Annotated in this window: 17 protein-coding genes; 6 read left to right on the top strand and 11 right to left on the bottom strand. The window is 66.8% G+C overall.

Features of this window, described 5'->3' with window-relative positions; translation table 11 throughout:
* Positions 1-151: 151 nt before the first annotated feature.
* The 6 genes from AC2EAL_RS20450 to pedF form a co-directional block, all read right to left on the bottom strand.
* The gene (locus AC2EAL_RS20450) at positions 152-940 is read right to left on the bottom strand and encodes an FAD binding domain-containing protein (RefSeq protein ID WP_484726087.1); all 789 of its coding nucleotides are present in this window, start codon (positions 938-940) and stop codon (positions 152-154) included.
* 13 nt (positions 941-953) lie between these two features.
* A complete protein-coding gene (locus tag AC2EAL_RS20445) occupies positions 954-3332 on the bottom strand; it encodes a xanthine dehydrogenase family protein molybdopterin-binding subunit (protein ID WP_484726086.1) in 2379 nt (792 codons plus the stop codon).
* Between the two features lie 8 nt (positions 3333-3340).
* Positions 3341-3826 carry a (2Fe-2S)-binding protein gene (locus tag AC2EAL_RS20440; RefSeq protein ID WP_137109955.1) on the bottom strand — a complete coding sequence of 162 codons (486 nt, stop codon included), beginning with the start codon at positions 3824-3826 and terminating at the stop codon, positions 3341-3343.
* Positions 3827-3870: 44 nt separating this feature from the next.
* On the bottom strand, positions 3871-4392 hold the full coding sequence (locus tag AC2EAL_RS20435) for an SRPBCC family protein (protein WP_484726085.1): 522 nt from the start codon (positions 4390-4392) through the stop codon (positions 3871-3873).
* A 70-nt stretch (positions 4393-4462) separates the two neighbouring features.
* Positions 4463-5371, bottom strand: coding sequence for a substrate-binding periplasmic protein (locus AC2EAL_RS20430; protein ID WP_484726084.1), 909 nt, complete (start codon positions 5369-5371; stop codon positions 4463-4465).
* 1 nt (position 5372) lies between these two features.
* Positions 5373-6044 (bottom strand): cytochrome c-550 PedF, encoded by a 672-nt coding sequence (pedF, locus tag AC2EAL_RS20425; RefSeq protein WP_484726083.1) that lies wholly within the window; start codon positions 6042-6044, stop codon positions 5373-5375.
* Between the two features lie 160 nt (positions 6045-6204).
* Here pedF and AC2EAL_RS20420 point away from each other — a divergent pair, with 160 nt between their 5' ends.
* The 5 genes from AC2EAL_RS20420 to AC2EAL_RS20400 all read left to right on the top strand — a co-directional run bounded on the left by AC2EAL_RS20420 (position 6205) and on the right by AC2EAL_RS20400 (position 10448).
* Positions 6205-7374 (top strand): ABC transporter substrate-binding protein, encoded by a 1170-nt coding sequence (locus AC2EAL_RS20420; protein WP_484726082.1) that lies wholly within the window; start codon positions 6205-6207, stop codon positions 7372-7374.
* A complete protein-coding gene (locus AC2EAL_RS20415; protein ID WP_484726081.1) occupies positions 7371-8321 on the top strand; it encodes a YVTN family beta-propeller repeat protein in 951 nt (316 codons plus the stop codon). Before AC2EAL_RS20420 ends, AC2EAL_RS20415 begins: the two co-directional genes overlap by 4 nt.
* A gap of 3 nt (positions 8322-8324) precedes the next feature.
* Positions 8325-8744, top strand: coding sequence for a cupredoxin domain-containing protein (locus tag AC2EAL_RS20410; RefSeq protein WP_484726080.1), 420 nt, complete (start codon positions 8325-8327; stop codon positions 8742-8744).
* Between the two features lie 133 nt (positions 8745-8877).
* Positions 8878-9591, top strand: coding sequence for an ABC transporter ATP-binding protein (locus AC2EAL_RS20405; RefSeq protein WP_484726079.1), 714 nt, complete (start codon positions 8878-8880; stop codon positions 9589-9591).
* An 80-nt stretch (positions 9592-9671) separates the two neighbouring features.
* Complete coding sequence (locus AC2EAL_RS20400; protein WP_484726078.1) at positions 9672-10448, top strand: ABC transporter permease; 777 nt, start codon at positions 9672-9674, stop codon at positions 10446-10448.
* A gap of 84 nt (positions 10449-10532) precedes the next feature.
* Here the strand turns inward: AC2EAL_RS20400 and AC2EAL_RS20395 are convergent, their stop codons facing one another.
* The 5 genes from AC2EAL_RS20395 to AC2EAL_RS20375 all read right to left on the bottom strand — a co-directional run bounded on the left by AC2EAL_RS20395 (position 10533) and on the right by AC2EAL_RS20375 (position 17226).
* The gene (locus tag AC2EAL_RS20395) at positions 10533-12728 is read right to left on the bottom strand and encodes a hybrid sensor histidine kinase/response regulator (RefSeq protein ID WP_484726077.1); all 2196 of its coding nucleotides are present in this window, start codon (positions 12726-12728) and stop codon (positions 10533-10535) included.
* A complete protein-coding gene (locus tag AC2EAL_RS20390; protein WP_484726076.1) occupies positions 12725-13888 on the bottom strand; it encodes an FIST N-terminal domain-containing protein in 1164 nt (387 codons plus the stop codon). Before AC2EAL_RS20390 ends, AC2EAL_RS20395 begins: the two co-directional genes overlap by 4 nt.
* A gap of 66 nt (positions 13889-13954) precedes the next feature.
* Positions 13955-14650, bottom strand: coding sequence for a response regulator (locus tag AC2EAL_RS20385; RefSeq protein WP_484726075.1), 696 nt, complete (start codon positions 14648-14650; stop codon positions 13955-13957).
* A gap of 139 nt (positions 14651-14789) precedes the next feature.
* Positions 14790-16553 (bottom strand): PQQ-dependent methanol/ethanol family dehydrogenase, encoded by a 1764-nt coding sequence (locus AC2EAL_RS20380; RefSeq protein ID WP_484726074.1) that lies wholly within the window; start codon positions 16551-16553, stop codon positions 14790-14792.
* 274 nt (positions 16554-16827) lie between these two features.
* Positions 16828-17226 carry a c-type cytochrome gene (locus AC2EAL_RS20375; RefSeq protein ID WP_484726073.1) on the bottom strand — a complete coding sequence of 133 codons (399 nt, stop codon included), beginning with the start codon at positions 17224-17226 and terminating at the stop codon, positions 16828-16830.
* A 217-nt stretch (positions 17227-17443) separates the two neighbouring features.
* Here AC2EAL_RS20375 and AC2EAL_RS20370 point away from each other — a divergent pair, with 217 nt between their 5' ends.
* The gene (locus AC2EAL_RS20370) at positions 17444-18232 is read left to right on the top strand and encodes a CPBP family intramembrane glutamic endopeptidase (protein WP_484726072.1); all 789 of its coding nucleotides are present in this window, start codon (positions 17444-17446) and stop codon (positions 18230-18232) included.
* The last annotated feature ends 27 nt before the right edge of the window (positions 18233-18259 follow it).

Here is an 18259-nt window from a genome sequence, read left to right as displayed (position 1 = left end):
ATCCCGCGCTGCCGCTCGGAATGAAGCCTCCCTCCCCCACGCTGGGGGGAGGGGTAGGGGAGGGGGGCACCTGGCCAATTCAAGCACACGCCGTCAAAAGAAAAGGGCCCGGCGGATCGCTCCCCCGGGCCCTCCATTTACTCGCCTAGGATCAGCCCGCAGCCGTCACCGCCCGGCCGGTCAGCACCTTGACCAGGTTCGCCCGGTATTCGGCCGACCCATGCAGGTCGCTGTTCATGCCGGAGGCGTCGACCTTCAGCCCGGACAGCGCCGAGGCAGAGAAGTCCGCCGACAGCGCACGCTCGGCTTCGGCCCAGCGGAAGACGCCGTCGTTGCCTGCGCCGGTCACGCCGACCCGGACCCCGTTCGCGAACTTCGCGACGAAGACCCCGGTCAGGGCAAAGCGGCTGGCGGGCTGGTTGAACTTCACATAGGCCGCCTTCTGCGGGATCGGGAAAACGACCTCGGTGACGAACTCGCCCTCCTCCAGCGCTGTGGAGAACAGCCCCTGGAAGTAGTCATCCGCCGCGATCTTGCGCTTGTTGGTCACCACCGTCGCGCCGGATGCCAGCACGGCGGAGGGATAGCAGGCCGCCGGGTCGTTGTTGGCAATCGACCCGCCGATGGTGCCACGCGACCGCACCGCCGGGTCGCCGATGCCACCGGCCAGCGCCGCCAGCGCCGGGTAGTGGGCCTTGGCCTCCTTGGCCACGACCGCATGGGGCGTCGCCGCGCCGACATGAAGCCCGCCATCGCCCATGCAGACGCCCTGCATCTCCTTGATGCCGGTCAGGCTGACCAGCACGCCCGGCTGGGCAAGCCGCTGCTTCATCGTCGGGATCAGCGTCTGCCCGCCGGACAGGGCCTGCGCCCCGTCCGCCGCCAAGGCCTTGGCAGCATCCGCGATGGTCGAGGGTTTTGCGAAATCGAAGTTGTGCATTTTGCTTTCCCCCTTACCCGTTGATCGCCGACCAGACCCGCGACGGCGAGACCGGCATGTCGATGTGCTTCACGTGGGTATGCCCCCCGCGATGCAGCGCGTCGATCACCGCGTTGACCACTGCGGGAGGTGACCCGATGGCCCCCGCCTCGCCGCAGCCCTTCACCCCCAGCGGGTTGTGCGTGCAGGGCGTCTGGCACGAGTAGTCGACGTTGTAGAACGGCACGTCCTCGGCACGCGGCATCGGGTAGTCCATGTAGGAGCCCGTCAGCAGCTGGCCGTTCTCGTCATAAGCCGTGAACTCGCACAGGGCCTGGCCGATCCCCTGGCCCACGCCGCCATGCACCTGCCCCTCGACGATCAGCGGGTTCATCACGTTGCCGAAGTCGTCGGCGCAGTGGAAGGCCACCACATCGACCTTGCCGGTGCCCTCATCCACCTCGACCTCGCAGATATAGGCGCCTGCGGGGTAGGTGAAGTTGCCCGGATCGTAGAAGGCGGTCTCCTCCAGCCCCGGCTCCAGCGTCTCAAGCGGGTAGTTGTGCGGGACGTAAGCCGAGAACGCGATCTCGCCGAAGGTCTTGGCCTTGTCGGTCCCCGCCACCTGGAACCTGCCATCGGCAAAGGTGATGTCGCCTTCGGACGCCTCCAGCATATGCGCGGCGATCTTCTTGCCCTTGGCGATGATCTTGTCCACCGCCTTGGCCATCGCCGTGCCGCAGACCGCCAGCGACCGCGACCCATAAGACCCCATCCCGAACGGGATCTTCGAGGTGTCGCCATGGACGATCTCGATGCTGCTTTCCGGGATCCCCAGCTTCTCGGCCACGATCTGCGGGAACACCGTCTCATGTCCCTGGCCATGGCTGTGCGCGCCGACCATGACCGAGATATTCCCGGTCGCGTTCACCCGCACTGTAGCCGCGTCATAAAGCCCGACGCGCGACCCCAGGATGCCCACCAGATGGCTGGGCGCAATCCCGCAAGCCTCAATCCAGGTCGACAGGCCCATCCCGCGCAGCTTGCCCCGCGCCTTCGAGGCTGCCGCCCGCTTTTCGAACCCGGCGACATCGGCGAGCTGCATCGCCTTGTCCAGCGTCGCCTGGTAGTTGCCAGTGTCATAGACGAGGCCAACCGGAGTCGTGTACGGGAACTGGTCCGGCGTCAGCAGGTTCTTCCGCCGCACCTCGAACGGGTCAAGGTTCAGCTCGCGGCACATCTTGTCGATCACCCGCTCCAGGCTGAAGGTCGCCTCGGGACGGCCCGCGCCGCGGTAGGCGTCGACTGGCGCTGTGTTGGTGAAAACGGTTTTCACGTTCACATAGACATGCGGCACCTTGTAGGGGCCGGCCATCAGCGTGCCATGCAGGAAGGTCGGCGTCGCGGTCGAGAAGTTCGACAGATACGCCCCGACATTCGCCAGGGTCTCGGTGCGGATCGCCAGGATCTGCCCGTCCTTGGTGCAGCCAAGCTCGATCTTCGTCACATGGTCCCGGCCATGCGCATCGGTCAGGAAGGATTCGCTGCGCTCTGCCGTCCAGCGCACCGGGCGAGCAAGCTTCTTCGCCGCCGCCAGCACCAGCGCCTCTTCGCCGTAGTGATAGATCTTGGACCCGAACCCACCACCCACATCGGGCGCGACCACGGTCAGCTTGTTCTCGGGGATCCCCAGCACGAAGGCCGCCACCAGCAGCCGCGTCAGGTGCGGGTTCTGGCTGGTCGTCGTCAGCTTGTAGTCGCCCGTGCCCGGGTTGTACTCGCCGATCGACGCCCGCGGCTCCATCGCGTTCGGCACCAGACGGTTGTTCACCAGCTCCAGCGTCACCTTGTGGGGCGCGGCTTTCATCGCCGCATCCACCGCCGCGCGGTTGTCCTCGATCCAGCCCCAGTCAAAGCACAGGTTGTCCGGGATCTCATCATGCACGCGGTTCGACGCATCGGCCACCGCTGCCTTCATGTCGATGATCGCCGGAAGCTCCTCGATCACCGAATCCTCGGCCAGCTGTTCCGCCGCATCGCGCGCCTGGGCATAGGTCTCGGCGACAACCGCCGCATAGGCGTCGCCCACGTGGCGCACCTTGCCATGTGCCAGGACCGGACGCTTCGGCTCGCGCATCGGCGTGCCGTCGCGGCTGTTGATCAGCCAGCCCGCCGGGTTGCCCCCGACATCCTTGAAATCCTCGCCGGTGAAGACCGCGAGCACGCCCGGCATCCCGGCCGCCTTTGCGGTGTTGATGGACTTGATCCGCCCATGCGCCACGGTCGAGCGGACGAAGACCGCGTAGGTCTGCCCGTGCAGCGCCATGTCATCGGTATAGACCCCGCGACCGGTCAGAAAGCGGATGTCTTCGCGGCGCTTGGTGGACGCGCCAATCCCGGAATCCTTCGGCATGTTCCCCCCTATTCGGCTGCAAGAGCCGAGACGTCCTGCCCCGAGGCAGCCATCACGGCCTTGACGATGTTGTGATAGCCCGTGCAGCGGCAGATGTTGCCGTCCAGGTAGTGCCGCACCTCGGCCTCGGTGGGCTTGGGGTTCTCGGCCAAAAGGGCCGCCGAGGACATCACCATGCCCGGCGTGCAGAAGCCGCACTGCAGCCCGTGATGGTCTTGGAAGGCCTGCTGGATCACGCTCAGCGACCCGTCGGCATTCGCCATCCCCTCGATGGTCTTGACCGAAGCCCCCGCCACGTCTGCCGCAAAGACGGTGCAGCTTTTCACGGGCTTCCCGTCGACATGCACCACGCAGGCGCCGCACTGGCTGGTGTCGCAGCCGACATGGGTGCCGGTCAGCCCCAGCCCCTCGCGCAGGAAGGAGGACAGCAGCGTCCGCCCCTCCACCTCACCGGAAACGGCCTTGCCGTTCACGGTCATCGAGACCTTCGTCATCCTTATCCTCCCTGGGTCGTCCTAGGTATTACAGCGCCGTCGGTTCAGCCGAGCAGTCGTTTGAACCAACCCTTCTTCTTTTCTGCCGAATCGGCAACAGCTTCTTCAGCGTCAACCGTCTCCTCCGGCTCTTCGACCGCCGCCTGAAAACGGGTGAAGAACTCGTCGGCCAGCTTCTTGGCGAAACTGTCGATGATCCGGCTGCCCAATTGCGCGATCTTGCCGCCCACGTTGGCCTCGGCCTCGTAGGTCAGGCGTGTGCCGCCCTCGATCGGTTCAAAGCTGACGTTGGCTCCGCCCTTGGCAAAGCCTGCGACGCCACCCTTGCCCTCGCCGGAAATCTTCAAGGACCGTCCTTCGACGATATCGGACAGCTGCACCAGGCCCGTGAAGGTGGCGCTGACGGGGCCGACCTTCTGCTTGACCACCGCCTCATAGCCCTCGGCCACCGATCCCGTCAGGCTTTCGCAGCCGGGGATGCATTCCTTCAGCACATCCGGGTTCAGGATCGCGTCCCATACGACCTTGGGGTCCGCCTTGATCTCGCGGGTATCGGTCAGTTTCATGATTGGTCCCTCTGTTGGGCACAGCCTAAGGACCCGAATGGGTCGCGGCTATGCTGCCTAAGTCGTAGGTTCATCGTTCGGGTGGGGTGAAGTCGAGTCCGTAATTCGCAAAGATCGCCGCAATCCGCCCGTCTGCCAAAGCCGCTGCCACCGCATCATCCACCGCATAGCCGAGGTCCCGGTGGCTATGGTGCACCGCCACCCCCAGGGTCCAACGCGACAGCTGGAACCCGGGCAGCAGGGGCGCATGCACGGCGATGCCTTCGTCTGCTCCGGCTTCCAGCTGCGACAGCGGTCCCATCACCGCCCAGACCTCGCCCTTGGCCATCCCCTGCATCGCCGCCGCCACCGTCTTGTAGCGGGTGATCTTGGCCGAGGCCCCGAAGGTCGAGGTCAGGTAGAAATCGGAAATGGAATCGTTCTCGACCCCAACCGGGTCATAGACGAAGAACGACGGCACCGGCCCGCCCGGGTGCCGCCCATCCGCGTTCGGCTCCTGCACCGCATCGGGGTAATCGTCGATGCGGTAGGCGATCCCCACCTTCTCGCCCGCATATTGTCCGGTGAAGACCGCCTGCTCCACCCGGCAGGTAAAGTCGCTGTTGTAGGGCACCCGCATCATCAGGTTGGACACATGCCCCCCCACTGCCGCGCCCTTCCAGACATAGTTCAGCAGGTCCGCCTCCAGCGTCTCGCCGGACTGGACAAAGCGGAACCGGGGTTCCACCCCCAGGCTTTCGGCGATGATCCGGCCCACCTCGACGTCTACGCCCTTAGCGGTCGTCCCGTCTTCCCAGGAATAGGGCGGAAAGTCTTCGTAGACCGCGATCTCGATCCAGCCGCGCTCCACGATATCGTCCAGGGTCTGGCCCACAAACTCGCGCGGAGTATTCTGCGGCTTTGCCCCCGGCACATGGTCCTCGCAGCGGGCATGGGCCACACCCGCCGCCATCACCAGGGCCAGGACCACCCGCCACATGTCAGTGCGCCGCCGACAGCCCGATCGTCAGCATCTCGGCCGCGTGCTTCTTGGCTTCCGGGCTCCCGTCCAGCGCCAGCGCCGCCCGCAAGGCCGCCGAGTCCGACTTCGGCGCGCCCGAGGCCGTGACGACCCCCGCCGCGATCTCCAGAAGCTCCGCCTTCAGCGCCGCGTCGTCACCTTCGCCCGCCATCAGCTGGTCCCGGATCGCCCCCAGCCGGTCCTTGTGCGCGTCCAGCGCCCCGTCCTCGGGCCGGGTCTCGATATAGGTCCGGATCGCCCAAGCCGCCTTCTGCCCCAGGATCTCACCGAAGGCCGGCATCTTCGTCGTCCCGTTCTGGGTGAAGCCATGCTGGAACCGCTCGGCATACCATTCGTCGCCATATTCCGCCGCCTCCAGGAACCGCAGGTCAGGCGCCATCCCGCCCGATACCGCGCCCAGCCCGTGACACCTCGCGCAGTTCTGGTTGTAGCCCGAATCCCCGATCAGAACCGCCTGCCACCAGACCTCATCCCCCACCTTGTCGGCGCGGTAGGGGTTCTCGATCAGCCATTCCTCGCCCACATCCGGCAGCGCATCGGTGTTCACCGGCTGCGGCGCGACATCGCCATGGCCGTAGGCAAGGCTCGCGGTCACGGCAAGGGTTAGGCCCGCCAGGGTCATGCGCTTCATAGGTGGGTCCTCCTCCAGGTCTCGGCCAAGGGGTAACCCCACCCCGCCCCCTCCCGCCATTCGACCAAGGTGCAACACCGGGGCCCACCCCGTGCGACGATGGTCGTATTGGCCCGGACGCCCCCCTGCCGCAGGCTTGCGGGACTGGAGGGAGGGCTCCATGTTCCGCCTGCTCATCACCATCGCCACCCTGGCGGTCGCCGCCCCCGCGCGCGCTGAACTGCCCGTGGCCATCACCTACCTGCGGCTCGAAGTCGACCGCCCGCCGGTCCTGTCGAACCTCGACCCGGTGCCGGAAGACCTCGGGATCGCGGGGGCCGAAGTCGCGTTGGCCGACACCCAGACCACCGGGTCCTTCATGGGCCACGCCTATGCCCTGACGCTGGTCTCGGTTCCGCCCGGGGGCGACCTGACCGCCGCCGCAGCCGAGGCGCTGAAGACCTCACAGCTGATCCTGATCGACGCCGACCCCGCCGCGATCCTGTCGGTCGCCGACCTGCCCGAGGCGGCAAACGCACTCCTCTTCAACGTCGCCTCCGGCGCCGAAAACCTTCGCTCTGCCGACTGCCGGGCGAACCTCCTCCACACCCTCCCCGAAGACGCCGCCCGCACCGACGCGCTGATGCAGGTCCTGCAACGCAAGCAGTGGCAGACTACCGTCCTCATCACCGGCCCCAAACCCTTCGACCAGGCCTTCGCCGAAGCTCTCCGCCGCTCCGCCGCCAAGTTCGCCATCACCATCGCGACAGAAAAGGAGTGGACCTTCGACACCGACCTCCGCGACTCCACGATGGACGAGATCCCCCGCTTCACCCAGGACTTCCCCGACCACGATGTGATCCTTGTCGCGGACGAAACCGACGACTTCGGCCGCTACATCGAGCACAACAGCTGGCTCCCCCGCCCTGTCGCCGGTTCCGACGGCCTGATCCCCACCGCCTGGAGCCACGTCATCGAAAGCTGGGGCGCGGTCCAACTGCAGAACCGCTTCGAAGCGGCCGCCGGCCGGAACATGCGCGGGCAGGACTACGCCGCCTGGGCCGCCATCCGCGCCATCGGCGAGGCAGTGACCCGCACCAACTCCAACGACCCCGCCACCTTGCGGGCCTACCTACTGAACCCCGATTTCCAGATGGACGGCTTCAAGGGCCGCGGCCTCTCGTTCCGCGCCTGGAACGGCCAGCTCCGCCAGCCCATCGCCGTGGTCAACTCCCGCGCCCTCGTCACCCTCGCCCCGGTGGAAGGCTTCCTCCACCAGCGGAACGAGATGGACACCCTCGGCCTCGACGAACCCGAATCCGCCTGCACCGCCTTCAAGGACGCCCCATGATCCGCACCCTTGCCCTGTGCCTCCTCGCCACCCCGGTCATGGCCGACGAAATCTGGGTGACCAACGAAAAGGACGACACGATCAGCGTCATCGACACCGCGACGCTGGAAGTCACCCGCACCATCCCCACCGGCGAACGCCCGCGCGGCATCACCTTCAGCCATGACTTCTCCCGCGTCTACATCTGCGCTTCGGACAGTGACACCGTGCAGGTCATGGACCCCGCCACCGGCGAGATCCTGAACGAACTCCCGTCCGGCGAGGACCCCGAACAGTTCGTCCTCCATCCAGACGACAAACACCTCTGGATCGCCAACGAGGATGACGCGGTGACCACCGTGGTCGACGTCGACAGCCGCACTGTCGTGGCCCAGATCAACGTCGGGATCGAGCCCGAAGGCATGGGCGTTTCCCGCGACGGCTCCATCGTGGTCACCACGTCCGAGACCACCAACATGGCGCACTGGATCGACACCACAACCCACGAGATCATCGCCAACACCCTGGTCGACAGCCGCCCCCGCCACGCCGAATTCACCGACACCGAGCTCTGGGTCTCCTCGGAAATCGGCGGCACCGTCACCGTCTTCGACATCGCCAGCAAGACGGAAAAAGCCAAGATCCGCTTCGAACTGCCCGGAGTGAACGCCGACCTGATCCAGCCCGTCGGCTTCGAATTCACCCCCGACGGCGCCACCGCCTTCGTGGCCCTCGGCCCCTCGAACCACGTCGCCGTCATCGACATGAAAACCTACCAGGTCGAGACCTACATCCTTGTCGGCCGACGCGTCTGGCACATGGCCTTCAACCGCGACCACAGCCAGCTTTTCACGACAAACGGCGTCTCAGGCGATGTCACCGTGATCGACGTCGCCTCCCGGACTGCGCTCAAATCCATCAAGGTCGGCCGCTTCCCCTGGGGCGCCGCCTTCCGCCCGACGGAGTAGCCCATGCGCCTGATCCTTGCCCTTCTCGCCACCCTTGCCGCCCCCGCGTTTGCGCAGGATGACGACGCACCCGCGGGGCTTTTCGCCGCGACGAACAAGCAGGACCTGCCCGAAATCGTCCTTTCCGCCGGCCAACCCCTTGGCGACCCCTGGACCCTGAAATCCGGCACCTACTACGAGGTCGAAATCACCTCCGACGGCTCGCAGGAACTCGCCCTCTCCGGCCCCGACTTCCTTCGCGCGATCTGGATCGACGAGATCGTCATCGAGGGCCTGGAAATCCGACCCCTGGGCCTCGACAGCGTCGAATTCGACGAGGCCGGGACGATGGAGGTGGGTTTCATCGCCATCAAGCCCGGGACCTACACCCTGCGCACCCCGCAAGGCGGCGAAACGCAGACCCTTCAGATCACCATCGAATGACGCCCACACCTTCACTGCCCTCGCCCATGACGCGCCTCGGCCACCCGTCCGAAGCGTCTCCCCTCCCCCACGTGGGGAGGGGATGGGGGAGGGGGGCATCCACCGTCTCCCCGCGAGCCTGGCGGCAGACCGAATGACCCTATCGGTCGAGAACCTGAGCTTCTCCTACGGCCCCCGCAAGGCGCTGGACGACCTGTCCTTCACCCTTGAACCCGGCAGCTTCACCGCGCTCCTCGGCCCGAACGGGGCGGGCAAGTCCACCCTCTTCGCCCTCCTCACCCGCCTCTTCACCGCGCCCCAGGGCAAGATCACCATCGCCAACCAAGACCTGTCCCGCCACCCGCTCAAGGCCCTCGCCGCGCTGGGCGTCGTCTTCCAGCAACCCACGCTCGACCTTGACCTCACCACCCGCCGCAACCTCCTCTACTACGCGGCCCTCCACGGCCTCAGCGGCCCCGCCGCCCGCGCCCGCGCCGACGAGGCGCTGGAGACCCTCGCCCTCACCGACCGCGCCGACACCCCCGCCCGCAGCCTGTCCGGAGGCCAGCGCCGCCGCGTGGAACTGGCCCGCGCGCTGATCCACCGTCCGCAGGTTCTCCTCCTCGACGAACCCACCGTCGGCCTCGACGCCGCCTCGCGCCGGGCGATCACCGACCACGCCCACGCGCTGGCCACCCAAGGCACCACCGTCCTCTGGGCCACCCACCTGACCGACGAGGTCGCCCCCTCCGACCGCTGCCTGATCCTGCACAAGGGCCGCCTCCTCGCCGACGCTCCGGCGGCAACCTTGGCGCAGGGCACCACCCTCACCGACCGCTTCCTGGCGCTCACGGCGGAAACCGCATGACTTTCTCTTCCGCAAATATCCCGCAGGGGGGTCCGGGGGGCGGCGCACGCCCCCCGGGGCCGGCCACCGGGCGCTACCTGATGGCTCTCAAAGCCATCCTCCACCGCGAACTCGCCCGCTTCCTCGGCCAGAAAAGCCGCCTCGTCGCCGCCCTCGTCCGCCCCCTCGTCTGGCTCCTTGTCTTCGCCGCCGGCTTCCGCGCCGCGCTGGGCCTGTCGATCACGCCGCCCTACCAGACCTACATCACCTACGAGACCTACATCGTCCCCGGCCTTCTCGGGATGATCTGCCTCTTCAACGGCATGCAGTCCTCGCTCTCCCTCGTCTACGACCGCGAGATGGGGTCCATGCGCCTCCTCCTCACCGCCCCCCTGCCACGCGGCTGGCTCCTCTTCGCGAAACTCCTCGCCGGCACCCTGATCAGCCTCCTGCAATGCGCCGTCTTCCTGGCCATCAGCTACGCCTGGGGCATCCGCCCGCCGCTCCTGGGCCTCCTCGCCGTCCTCCCCGCACTCCTCCTCACCGGGCTCATGCTCGGCGCCCTCGGGCTCCTCCTCTCCTCGCTCATCCGCCAGCTCGAAAACTTCGCCGGGGTGATGAACTTCGTGATCTTCCCGATGTTCTTCCTCTCCTCCGCCCTGTACCCACTCTGGAAGATGGCCGAGGCGAGCCCCGCGCTTGCCAAAGCCTGCGCATTCAATCCCTTTACCCAAGCCGTCGAGCTGATCCGCTTCTCGCTGTACCTGACGCCCAACGGCCCCGCCCTCGGCTGGACCTGTCTCGCCACCGCACTCTTCGCCGCAGCCGCCCTCTACGGCTACGACCCCGCCCGCGGTTTCACGCGATCCAAAAGCTGACCCGCTCGTCGTGCCCTTCGGTTCTCCCCGCTCCGCCCCGCGACGAGAAGCGAAGCGCACGAGGAGCCGCCCCGGCGAGCCGCCCTAAAGCCGCCCCACCACCGCCTCCAGCGCCCGCGGATCGATGGGCTTGTAGAGCACCTCGATCCCGGCCGAGGTCGCCGCCGCCCGCACATCCCAACCCCGGTTCGCGGTGATCAGTCGGGCAGGGACCGGCCCGTGCAGCGACCGGATGCGGGCCAAGAACTCGATCCCCGTCATCCCGTCGCCCAGCTGGTGGTCCACCAGGAAGATGTCCGGCAAAATCCCGATCTCCTCGATCAGCGCCAGCGCCTCCTCGCCCGAGACCGCCTCCAAGACCGTCATCCCCCACTTTTCCAACAACAGCCCCAGCGCCCTGCGAAGATCGGCGTCGTTTTCCACCAGAAATGCGATCTTCTCTGCCGCGACCGGGCCCGTCCGCCGGTCCGGCACTTCCACCGGCAGGGGCAAGCCTTCGCCCGCATCCGACAACGGAAGCTGGACCATGAAACAGGTTCCCCGCCCGACCTCCGACCGCAGCCCCAAGGGATGCCCCAGCAAAGCACAGGCCCGCTCCACGATGGCCAGCCCGAGGCCCATCCCCTCGCTGGCCGAGGCGCGGGCGTTCAGCCGGTGGAACTCCTTGAAGATGTCGTTCTGCGCCTCCTCGGGGATGCCGGGGCCGGTGTCCCAGACCTCCAGCCGCACCACGCCGCCCCGACGGCGAGCCCCCACCAGCACCCGGCCCTTCGCCGTGTAGCGGATCGCATTGCCGATCAGGTTCTGCAGGATGCGCCGCAGGTAGGCCGGGTCGCTTTCCACCACCACGCCGCAGGGGATCACCACCAGCTCCAGCCCCTTGGCCGCCGCGATGGGCGCGAATTCATCGGCCAGGGTGCGCAAAAGCCGGTCCAGTTGCACTGCCCCAACGCTGACCGCCGCCTTTCCGGACTCCAGCTTGGAGATGTCGAGAAGAGCATCCAGGATCCCCTCCACTGACATCAGCGCGTTCTGCGCCTTGTCCAGCGCCACCTGCGCCCCCGGCTCCAGCCCCTCGCCGCCGATGGAGCTGATGAACAGCTTCGCCGCCGACAGGGGCTGCAACAGGTCGTGCGAAGCCGCCGCCACAAAGCGTGATCGGCTGGCATTGGCGCGCTCGGCATCGGCCAGCGCATCCTCCAGCTCCAGCGTCCGCTCCATCACGCGCGCTTCCAGAGTCTCGTTCGCCCGGCTAAGCGCCACCAATGCCGCGCGCTCCGCCGTCACGTCGGTGAAGCTGAACACGAAGCCGCCGTCCGGCATGCCTTGCGCAAAGACGTCGAGGATCAGGTCTTCGCCCCGCCGCACTTCGAACTCCAGCGGGCGGCGAACGCCCCCCGCCGCCACCCAATCCATCAAGGCCTCGGCGCTGATGTCGTCGGACTGCGTCTCGGCGCGGAACCGGCTGAACAGGTTCTCGAAGGACGCCCCGATCCGCAGCCGTCCCATCGGCAGCGACAACAGCGCCCCCAGCCGCTGGTTCCAGCCGATCAGCCGGGCCTCGGCGTCGAAGATGCCGACCCCCTGGTTGATGTGGTCCAGCGTCGCCCGGATCACCCGCGCCTGGTCATCCAGAAGCTTGCCGCGCTCATGCCGTTCCGCCCGGATGATGTCGGTCACGTCGGTTTGCAGGATCACCGTGCCGCCATCGGCCGTGCGATGCTCGCTGACCTGCACCCAATGATCGCCCGTCATCCGCACGTTGAAGATGACATGGCGGTCCTTGTGCCGCCGCATCCGGCCCTGCGCCCAGTCCGGCGCTCCCTCGCCTTCGGGCAGCGCCAGGTGGGGCGAGCGGCTGACCAGTGCGACGTAGTCCTGGAACGCGAGCCCCGGCGTCAGTTGCGCGTGAACGTCCGGCATGTGCATGGCAAAGCGGCTGTTGCACATCACCAGCCGCTCTTCGCGATCGAAAAGTGCAAATCCCTCCTGCACCGTCTCGATCGCGCTCGACAGGTTCTGCCGCGCCGTCTCCGCCTCGCGCATCGCGTCGGCCAGCCGGGCGTTCGACTCGTTCAGAAGGTCCAGCGCCCGGCCCAGGTCGTGGGTGCGTTCGCGGACCTGGTCCTCCAGAAGCGCCGCGCGCTGGAACTGCGCATAGGCCGCGCCAGAGTCATCCGTCGCCTGCTCGACCCGCCGCATCAGTGCCTCGGCGATGGTCAGAAGCTTCTCGGCCCGCCGCTCGGCGCTGTCGGCCGGGTTGATGAGCGTTTCGATCATTCCGCACCCTTCGGCGGGTAGATCGCCACCCCGGTCATGGTCTGGTTGACGTGCATGGAATTCAGCTGCTCGCCATAGGTCGAAAAGCCCACCACACCATGCCGCTTTAGCAGGTTCGACACTGCCCCAAAGCGCTGGTTTTCCATCGCCTCGATCCGCCGCAGGATGCAGTCGCAGGCCAGTATTGCCGCCGGTTTGCCGCCCTCGGACAGGTCGGACAGCGCCTTGTCCAGATGCACCGCCATGTCCTGCGGCTCGGCCAGGGTCAGCACCAGCCCCTCGTCGATGGCCGAGAAGAAGACCAGATCGCCATTTTCAGCCAGCCGTTGGATCGCACGGACATGGTGACTGCCGCCGATCCGCACGACGACGGGATGGGCGGCGAAGGTGAAGGTGGTCAACTGGCCTGGGTCCTTGCCCAGAAGGCGGGCGTATTCCTGTGCCGCCGGTTCGGCGTTGATCTGGTGGACGATGCGGCGGGCCGGGTCTGCGCCGGTCACCACCATCCTGCGGTTGGTGGGCGTCAGGTGGTTCAGGCTGAACACCTTCACCTTGCAGGCGGTGCGGACCAGCATCAGGACTGCCCAGCCCTGGCGGAACTGCCCGTCCTGCAGGACGAAGGTCTGGGCAAACCGCGTTCCGTCCCCGGCCGAGCCGCCGAATAGCGGTACTGGTCCAAGGCCCGGTCCCAGCGCTGCCGTCAGCTCATCCTCGCGGATCGACAAGCCGTCGACCAGCACGAAGGCAAACTCGTCGTCCCAGCCGGGATGGAGCCGCGCCAGCCCCGCCCGCGCCCGGATCAGCCGCCCGATCAGCTCTTGCCCGTCCAGTGCGTTGAGGTCGATCCCCAGGCAATCCACCGCAAAGGACGACTGGGGCAGGGCGACCGCGACGATCTCGCCCTCCGAATAGCCCTCGGGCGAGATTTCCCCCGCCGTCGTGCAGCCGATCACCGTGACGCCCGGAAAGGCGGTTTCCAGCCCCGCCGAAAGGGCGGCCCGGTCGGCCTCGGGCGAGATGAACAGGATCACCGCCGCGAAGGGCCCCGACCCCAGATCATGCGCGAGTTTCTGCAACGCCTCAGGGTCCCGCGCCCCGGCATGGGCGCGCGGCATCACCGTCAGCGCATCGGCTGGACCCAAAGTCTCGGGCGCGATCATCTGGTCCTTCTCCTGCCTGCGATGCTACGGCGCACGGTCCGGTCAGGGCAAGGGATTCGGGCCGTCTCAGCCGTCCTCGGGCATCAGGCTGGAGAAGTTCGTCTCCCGCGCGATCAGCACCGCCTGGGTCCGGCTTTGCACCCCGAGTTTCCGCATGATCGCCGTGACATGGGCCTTCACCGTGGTCTCGGCAATCGACAGCTCATAGGCGATCTGCTTGTTCAGAAGCCCCTCGCAGATCAGCTGCAATATCTTCGCCTGCTGCCGCGTCAAAAGCGCCAGTCGCCCGATGGCTTCCTCCTTCGCCGTGCCCTTGGCCTTGCCCTCCGGCACCGGCTCATAGCCCTCCGGCAGGAACCGCTTGCCCTCGCGCAGCGCATCGAACGCCGCCCGGAACACCTCGCGCCGGGAATGCTTCGGCACGAACCCCGCCGCCCCGGCCGCCAGGCATGCCCCGATCACCCGGTTGTCCGCCAGCGAAGATACCACCAGCACCGGCACTTCCCCCGCCGCCTGCCGCAGCCGGATCAGCCCGTCGATCCCGTTCACGTCCGGCAGGTTCAGGTCCAGCACGATCGCATCTGGCGCCGGCGTCAGGTCGACCCGGTGGATCGCCGTCTCCAGCCGGTCCGCCGTCTCGATCTCGTCGATCCCCGCCACCGACTTCAGCGTCATCGACAAGGCGTCGCAGAACAGCGGATGGTCGTCCACGATGAGGGCCGAGTGCATCGGGCGGGTGTCAGCCTGGGGAACCATGGTCATCTGCCTTCAAATCCCATGCCCAACTCTACCCCGCCGCACCCGCCACGGATACAGGCCAAAAGTCCTATGCCCCCGAATGCACACGCGCGCCCGGGTTTCCCCGGACGCGCGGCCTGGACAGGTAACCGACCAGAGGGGGTCAGTTCGCCATCGCCAGTTCCTTCGGCAGTTTGAACACCCAGACCATGCCGCCCTGATTCAGGTAGTTGACCTTGTTGGCCACCTCGCCCCCCCAGAGCGGCACCGCGCCGCCCCAGCCCGAGACGACCGCCACATACTGCTCGCCGTCCATCTCCCAGGTCACCGGCTGGCCCACGATCCCCGAGCCCGTCTGGAAGCTGAACAGCTCCGCCCCCGTCTCGTCATCCAGCGCCTTGAACTCGCCTTCCGGGGTGCCGAAGAACACCAGCCCGCCTGCCGTGGTCATCACCCCACCCCACAGCGGAGCCGGGTTCTTGTATTCCCACTTCCACTCGCCGGTCATCGGGTCGATGGCCTTCAGGCTGCCGATATGGTCCTCGTAGTTCGGCTTGATGGTAAAGCCCGCACCCAGATAGGCCGCGCCCTTCTTGTAGGTGATGGGCTCGTTCCAGATGTCCATGCCCCATTCGTTCGACGGCACGTAGAACAGGCCGGTCTTCTGGCTGAAGGCCATCGGCATCCAGTTCTTGCCGCCCAGGAAGGACGGAGAGGCAAAGACCACCTCGCCCTTCGCCCCATCAGCCGCCCCCGCGGGGTTCCCGGGCCGGTTCTCCTCGTTGTAGACCGGACGGCCATCTGCGCCGATCTCCTTTGCCCAGGTGATGTCCTTCACGAAGGGCCAGGCGTTCAGGAACTTCCCGTCCTCGCGGTTCAGCACGTAGAAGAACCCGTTCCGGTCGGCGGTGGCGAACTTCTTGGCCCCGTCCTTGTCGGTGAAGGCCACGACCTCGTTCACGCCGTCATAGTCCCAGCCCTCACGGGGCGTGGTCTGGTAGTGCCACTTGATCTCGCCCGTCGCCGGGTCAAGGCCCAGTCGCGAGGCCGCGTACAGGTTGTCGCCCGTCCCGTCGTTCTTGTCGCCCGCATTGCGCAGCCAGCTGTTCCAGGGTGCGGGGTTGCCCGCGCCGAAGACCAGGGTGTTGGTCTCGATGTCGTAAGAGCCGCCCAGCCAGGTCGCTCCGCCGCCGGTCTTCCACAGGTCCCCGGGCCAAGAGGCGTTCAGCGTCCCGGTCATTGTGGACTCCTGGCCGTTCAGCGTGCCCATGTGGCCTTCGATGGTCGGGCGCGTCCAGACCAGTTCACCCGTTTCGGCATCCCGCGCCTGCACTTCGCCGACGATCCCGAACTCGCCGCCCGAGTTGCCGGTGATGACCAACCCGTTCACGATCAGCGGAGCGGCGGTATAGCTGTAGCCTTCCTTGTACTCCGCGATTTTCTTGTTCCAGACCACGTCGCCGGTCTTGGCGTTCAACGCCACGATCCGCGCGTCCAGCGTGCCGAAATAGATGTTGTCGCCATACAGCGCCGCGCCCCGGTTGATCACGTCGCAGCAGGGCAGAATGCCCTCGGGCAGGCGGGCGTCGAACTGCCACAGCTCTTTCCCGGTCTTCACGTCGATGGCGTACAACCGGCTGTAGGACCCGGTGATGTACATGATCCCGTCATGGATCAGCGGCTGCGTCTCCTGCCCGCGCTGCTTCTCGCCACCCAGGCTGAAGGCCCAGACCGGGACCATCTTGCCCACGTTTTCCTTGTTGATCGTCGCCAGCGGGCTATGCCGCTGCAGATCGCGCCCCATCCCATTGGTCAGGACGTCACCGGTCGAGGCAGCATCCCCCGCCAGGTCTTCTTCGGTGATCCCCGCATAGGCCGGGGCAGCAAGCAACAGGGCCGCCGAAACGGCAGCGACAAAGCGGTTCATCAGGATCCCTCCCTCGGGTTTTCGCGACAGGACGGCACACCGGTCCCTCCCCCGGGCACCCGTCCTTTGCTACTTTGCGTCCGAACCGTGGGGCGGGGTATTGGCCAATGGTCGTAAGTGTCGCACCCCATGGCTTGCCCATGTCCCAAATACTCCCGCCGGAGGCTCGACATCGGCCACGGGTGCCGCCGCCCGCGCTCCGCAAGCAACGCCAGGTCTCCCGCGCCCCCTCTCCCCAAAAGGGGGGGAGGGCCGGGGAGGGGGGGCCGCCGGTTCAGCCGGACACCGACTTTAAGTATTCCAGGATGAAGTCCTGCACCGTCGCGTCCTCGATGCCGACATGACGCATCTTCGTACCGGGGACAAAGCCGTCATTGTCAGCCATCCAGGCCTTCAACGCGCCGTCGGTCCAGACAAAGCCCGCGCCCTTCAGCGCCTCGGAATAGGGATAGCCCTCGAAGCTCCCGGCCTTGCGCCCGACAACGCCCTCCAGCAGCGGGCCATAGCTTGCATCCGCCGACTCGGTCGCATGGCAGCGGCGACACTCGGCCTCGAACAGGGCCTTTCCGGCCTCCACCTTGATATGGTCGAAGGAACTGGCCTCGTCGGCCTGGGCCGGTGACAGGGACAGTGCCAGCGCCAGTGCGGGCAAAAGGCGAAGAGAGGGTTTCATCGCAGTCTCCTTGGCTGATGGAACGCCGCCAGACTGCGCCCGACGGTCCTGTCGCAGGTTTGACTTGCGTCAATCCGGGACCGCCCTATGGTCGTAGAGACCGGGGGTTTATGGTCGTAGAGCGTGCCGTTCGCGCGCAGGACCGGCGGTTTCGCGGGAAGGGGTCTGACCCGGCGCGCCGGGACGATCGGGATGACAGACGTCGGAACTGCGCGGGATGGATGATCCGAAGACCAAGGGTGACATCCGGCTGCGGCAGGCGGTCTTGGTCCTCGTGCTCTGGCTGTTCGCGACCCTGGTGATCGGCAGGCTTCTCCGCCAGGACCAGCTGTCTTCCATCGACGAGCTGATCGCCCTCCTGACCCAGGGCGTGGCCTGGAACCTGGTGCTCAGCCTTGCCGTGCTTGCCTTGGCCACCCGGTATTTCGGCTGGTCCGACCTTGGCTTTCGCCTGCCGCCCATCGGGCTTGCCCTGCGTCTGATCTGGTTTCCGATCCTGCTTTTGCTGCCGGTCTTCGGCCTGGCCTTTGCCATTGGCCTGCCCCCGTCTCGGGCGATCTGGTTCCTCGCCCTGAACACGCTGCTGGTGGTGCTGTCCGAGGAATGGATGTTCCGGGGCGTCCTGTACCGCGCCCTGGCCGGGAAGTTGCGGGTCTGGCCCGCGCTTATTCTGACCTCGGTCATCTTCGGCTCGATCCATGTCTTGAACGGCTTCACCTACAGCACGCTGACCCAGTCCAGCGTGCAGGCGGTCGCCGCGATGATGACGGGCCTCCTTCTTGGCGCGCTTCTGGTCCGGACCGGGTCGCTCTGGCCCTCGGTCGTCCTGCACATGGTCTGGAACTTCGCCCTGCTTCTGGTGACGGTCGAGGCCGCCAATCACCCGCAACCGCTGCAGCCGCCGACCTTCCAGTCGCTGCTGGTGGCGATGGTGCTGGTGATGCCGAACCTGTTCTATGCGCTGTTGTTGCTGCGCAAGGTCCGGTGGGTGGAAAAGGGTGGCTGAAAGGTGGTTAAGACCACGTAAAAGAAA

The organism is Tabrizicola sp. T74, assembly GCF_057219935.1.
Note: the sequence above shows the minus strand (reverse complement) of the source record. Positions and strands in the feature narration are given on the sequence as shown.

Excerpts from the sequence above, each read along its gene's own strand:
- AC2EAL_RS20370 (WP_484726072.1), top strand. The coding sequence starts at position 17,444 with ATGGATGATCCGAAGACCAAGGGTGACATCCGGCTGCGGCAGGCGGTC.
- AC2EAL_RS20445 (WP_484726086.1), bottom strand. The coding sequence starts at position 3,332 with ATGCCGAAGGATTCCGGGATTGGCGCGTCCACCAAGCGCCGCGAAGAC.
- AC2EAL_RS20435 (WP_484726085.1), bottom strand. The coding sequence starts at position 4,392 with ATGAAACTGACCGATACCCGCGAGATCAAGGCGGACCCCAAGGTCGTA.
- AC2EAL_RS20395 (WP_484726077.1), bottom strand. The coding sequence starts at position 12,728 with ATGATCGAAACGCTCATCAACCCGGCCGACAGCGCCGAGCGGCGGGCC.
- AC2EAL_RS20405 (WP_484726079.1), top strand. The coding sequence starts at position 8,878 with ATGACCCTATCGGTCGAGAACCTGAGCTTCTCCTACGGCCCCCGCAAG.
- AC2EAL_RS20450 (WP_484726087.1), bottom strand. The coding sequence starts at position 940 with ATGCACAACTTCGATTTCGCAAAACCCTCGACCATCGCGGATGCTGCC.
- AC2EAL_RS20430 (WP_484726084.1), bottom strand. The coding sequence starts at position 5,371 with ATGTGGCGGGTGGTCCTGGCCCTGGTGATGGCGGCGGGTGTGGCCCAT.
- AC2EAL_RS20410 (WP_484726080.1), top strand. The coding sequence starts at position 8,325 with ATGCGCCTGATCCTTGCCCTTCTCGCCACCCTTGCCGCCCCCGCGTTT.
- pedF (WP_484726083.1), bottom strand. The coding sequence starts at position 6,044 with ATGAAGCGCATGACCCTGGCGGGCCTAACCCTTGCCGTGACCGCGAGC.
- AC2EAL_RS20380 (WP_484726074.1), bottom strand. The coding sequence starts at position 16,553 with ATGAACCGCTTTGTCGCTGCCGTTTCGGCGGCCCTGTTGCTTGCTGCC.
- AC2EAL_RS20440 (WP_137109955.1), bottom strand. The coding sequence starts at position 3,826 with ATGACGAAGGTCTCGATGACCGTGAACGGCAAGGCCGTTTCCGGTGAG.
- AC2EAL_RS20415 (WP_484726081.1), top strand. The coding sequence starts at position 7,371 with ATGATCCGCACCCTTGCCCTGTGCCTCCTCGCCACCCCGGTCATGGCC.
- AC2EAL_RS20375 (WP_484726073.1), bottom strand. The coding sequence starts at position 17,226 with ATGAAACCCTCTCTTCGCCTTTTGCCCGCACTGGCGCTGGCACTGTCC.
- AC2EAL_RS20420 (WP_484726082.1), top strand. The coding sequence starts at position 6,205 with ATGTTCCGCCTGCTCATCACCATCGCCACCCTGGCGGTCGCCGCCCCC.
- AC2EAL_RS20390 (WP_484726076.1), bottom strand. The coding sequence starts at position 13,888 with ATGATCGCGCCCGAGACTTTGGGTCCAGCCGATGCGCTGACGGTGATG.
- AC2EAL_RS20400 (WP_484726078.1), top strand. The coding sequence starts at position 9,672 with ATGGCTCTCAAAGCCATCCTCCACCGCGAACTCGCCCGCTTCCTCGGC.
- AC2EAL_RS20385 (WP_484726075.1), bottom strand. The coding sequence starts at position 14,650 with ATGACCATGGTTCCCCAGGCTGACACCCGCCCGATGCACTCGGCCCTC.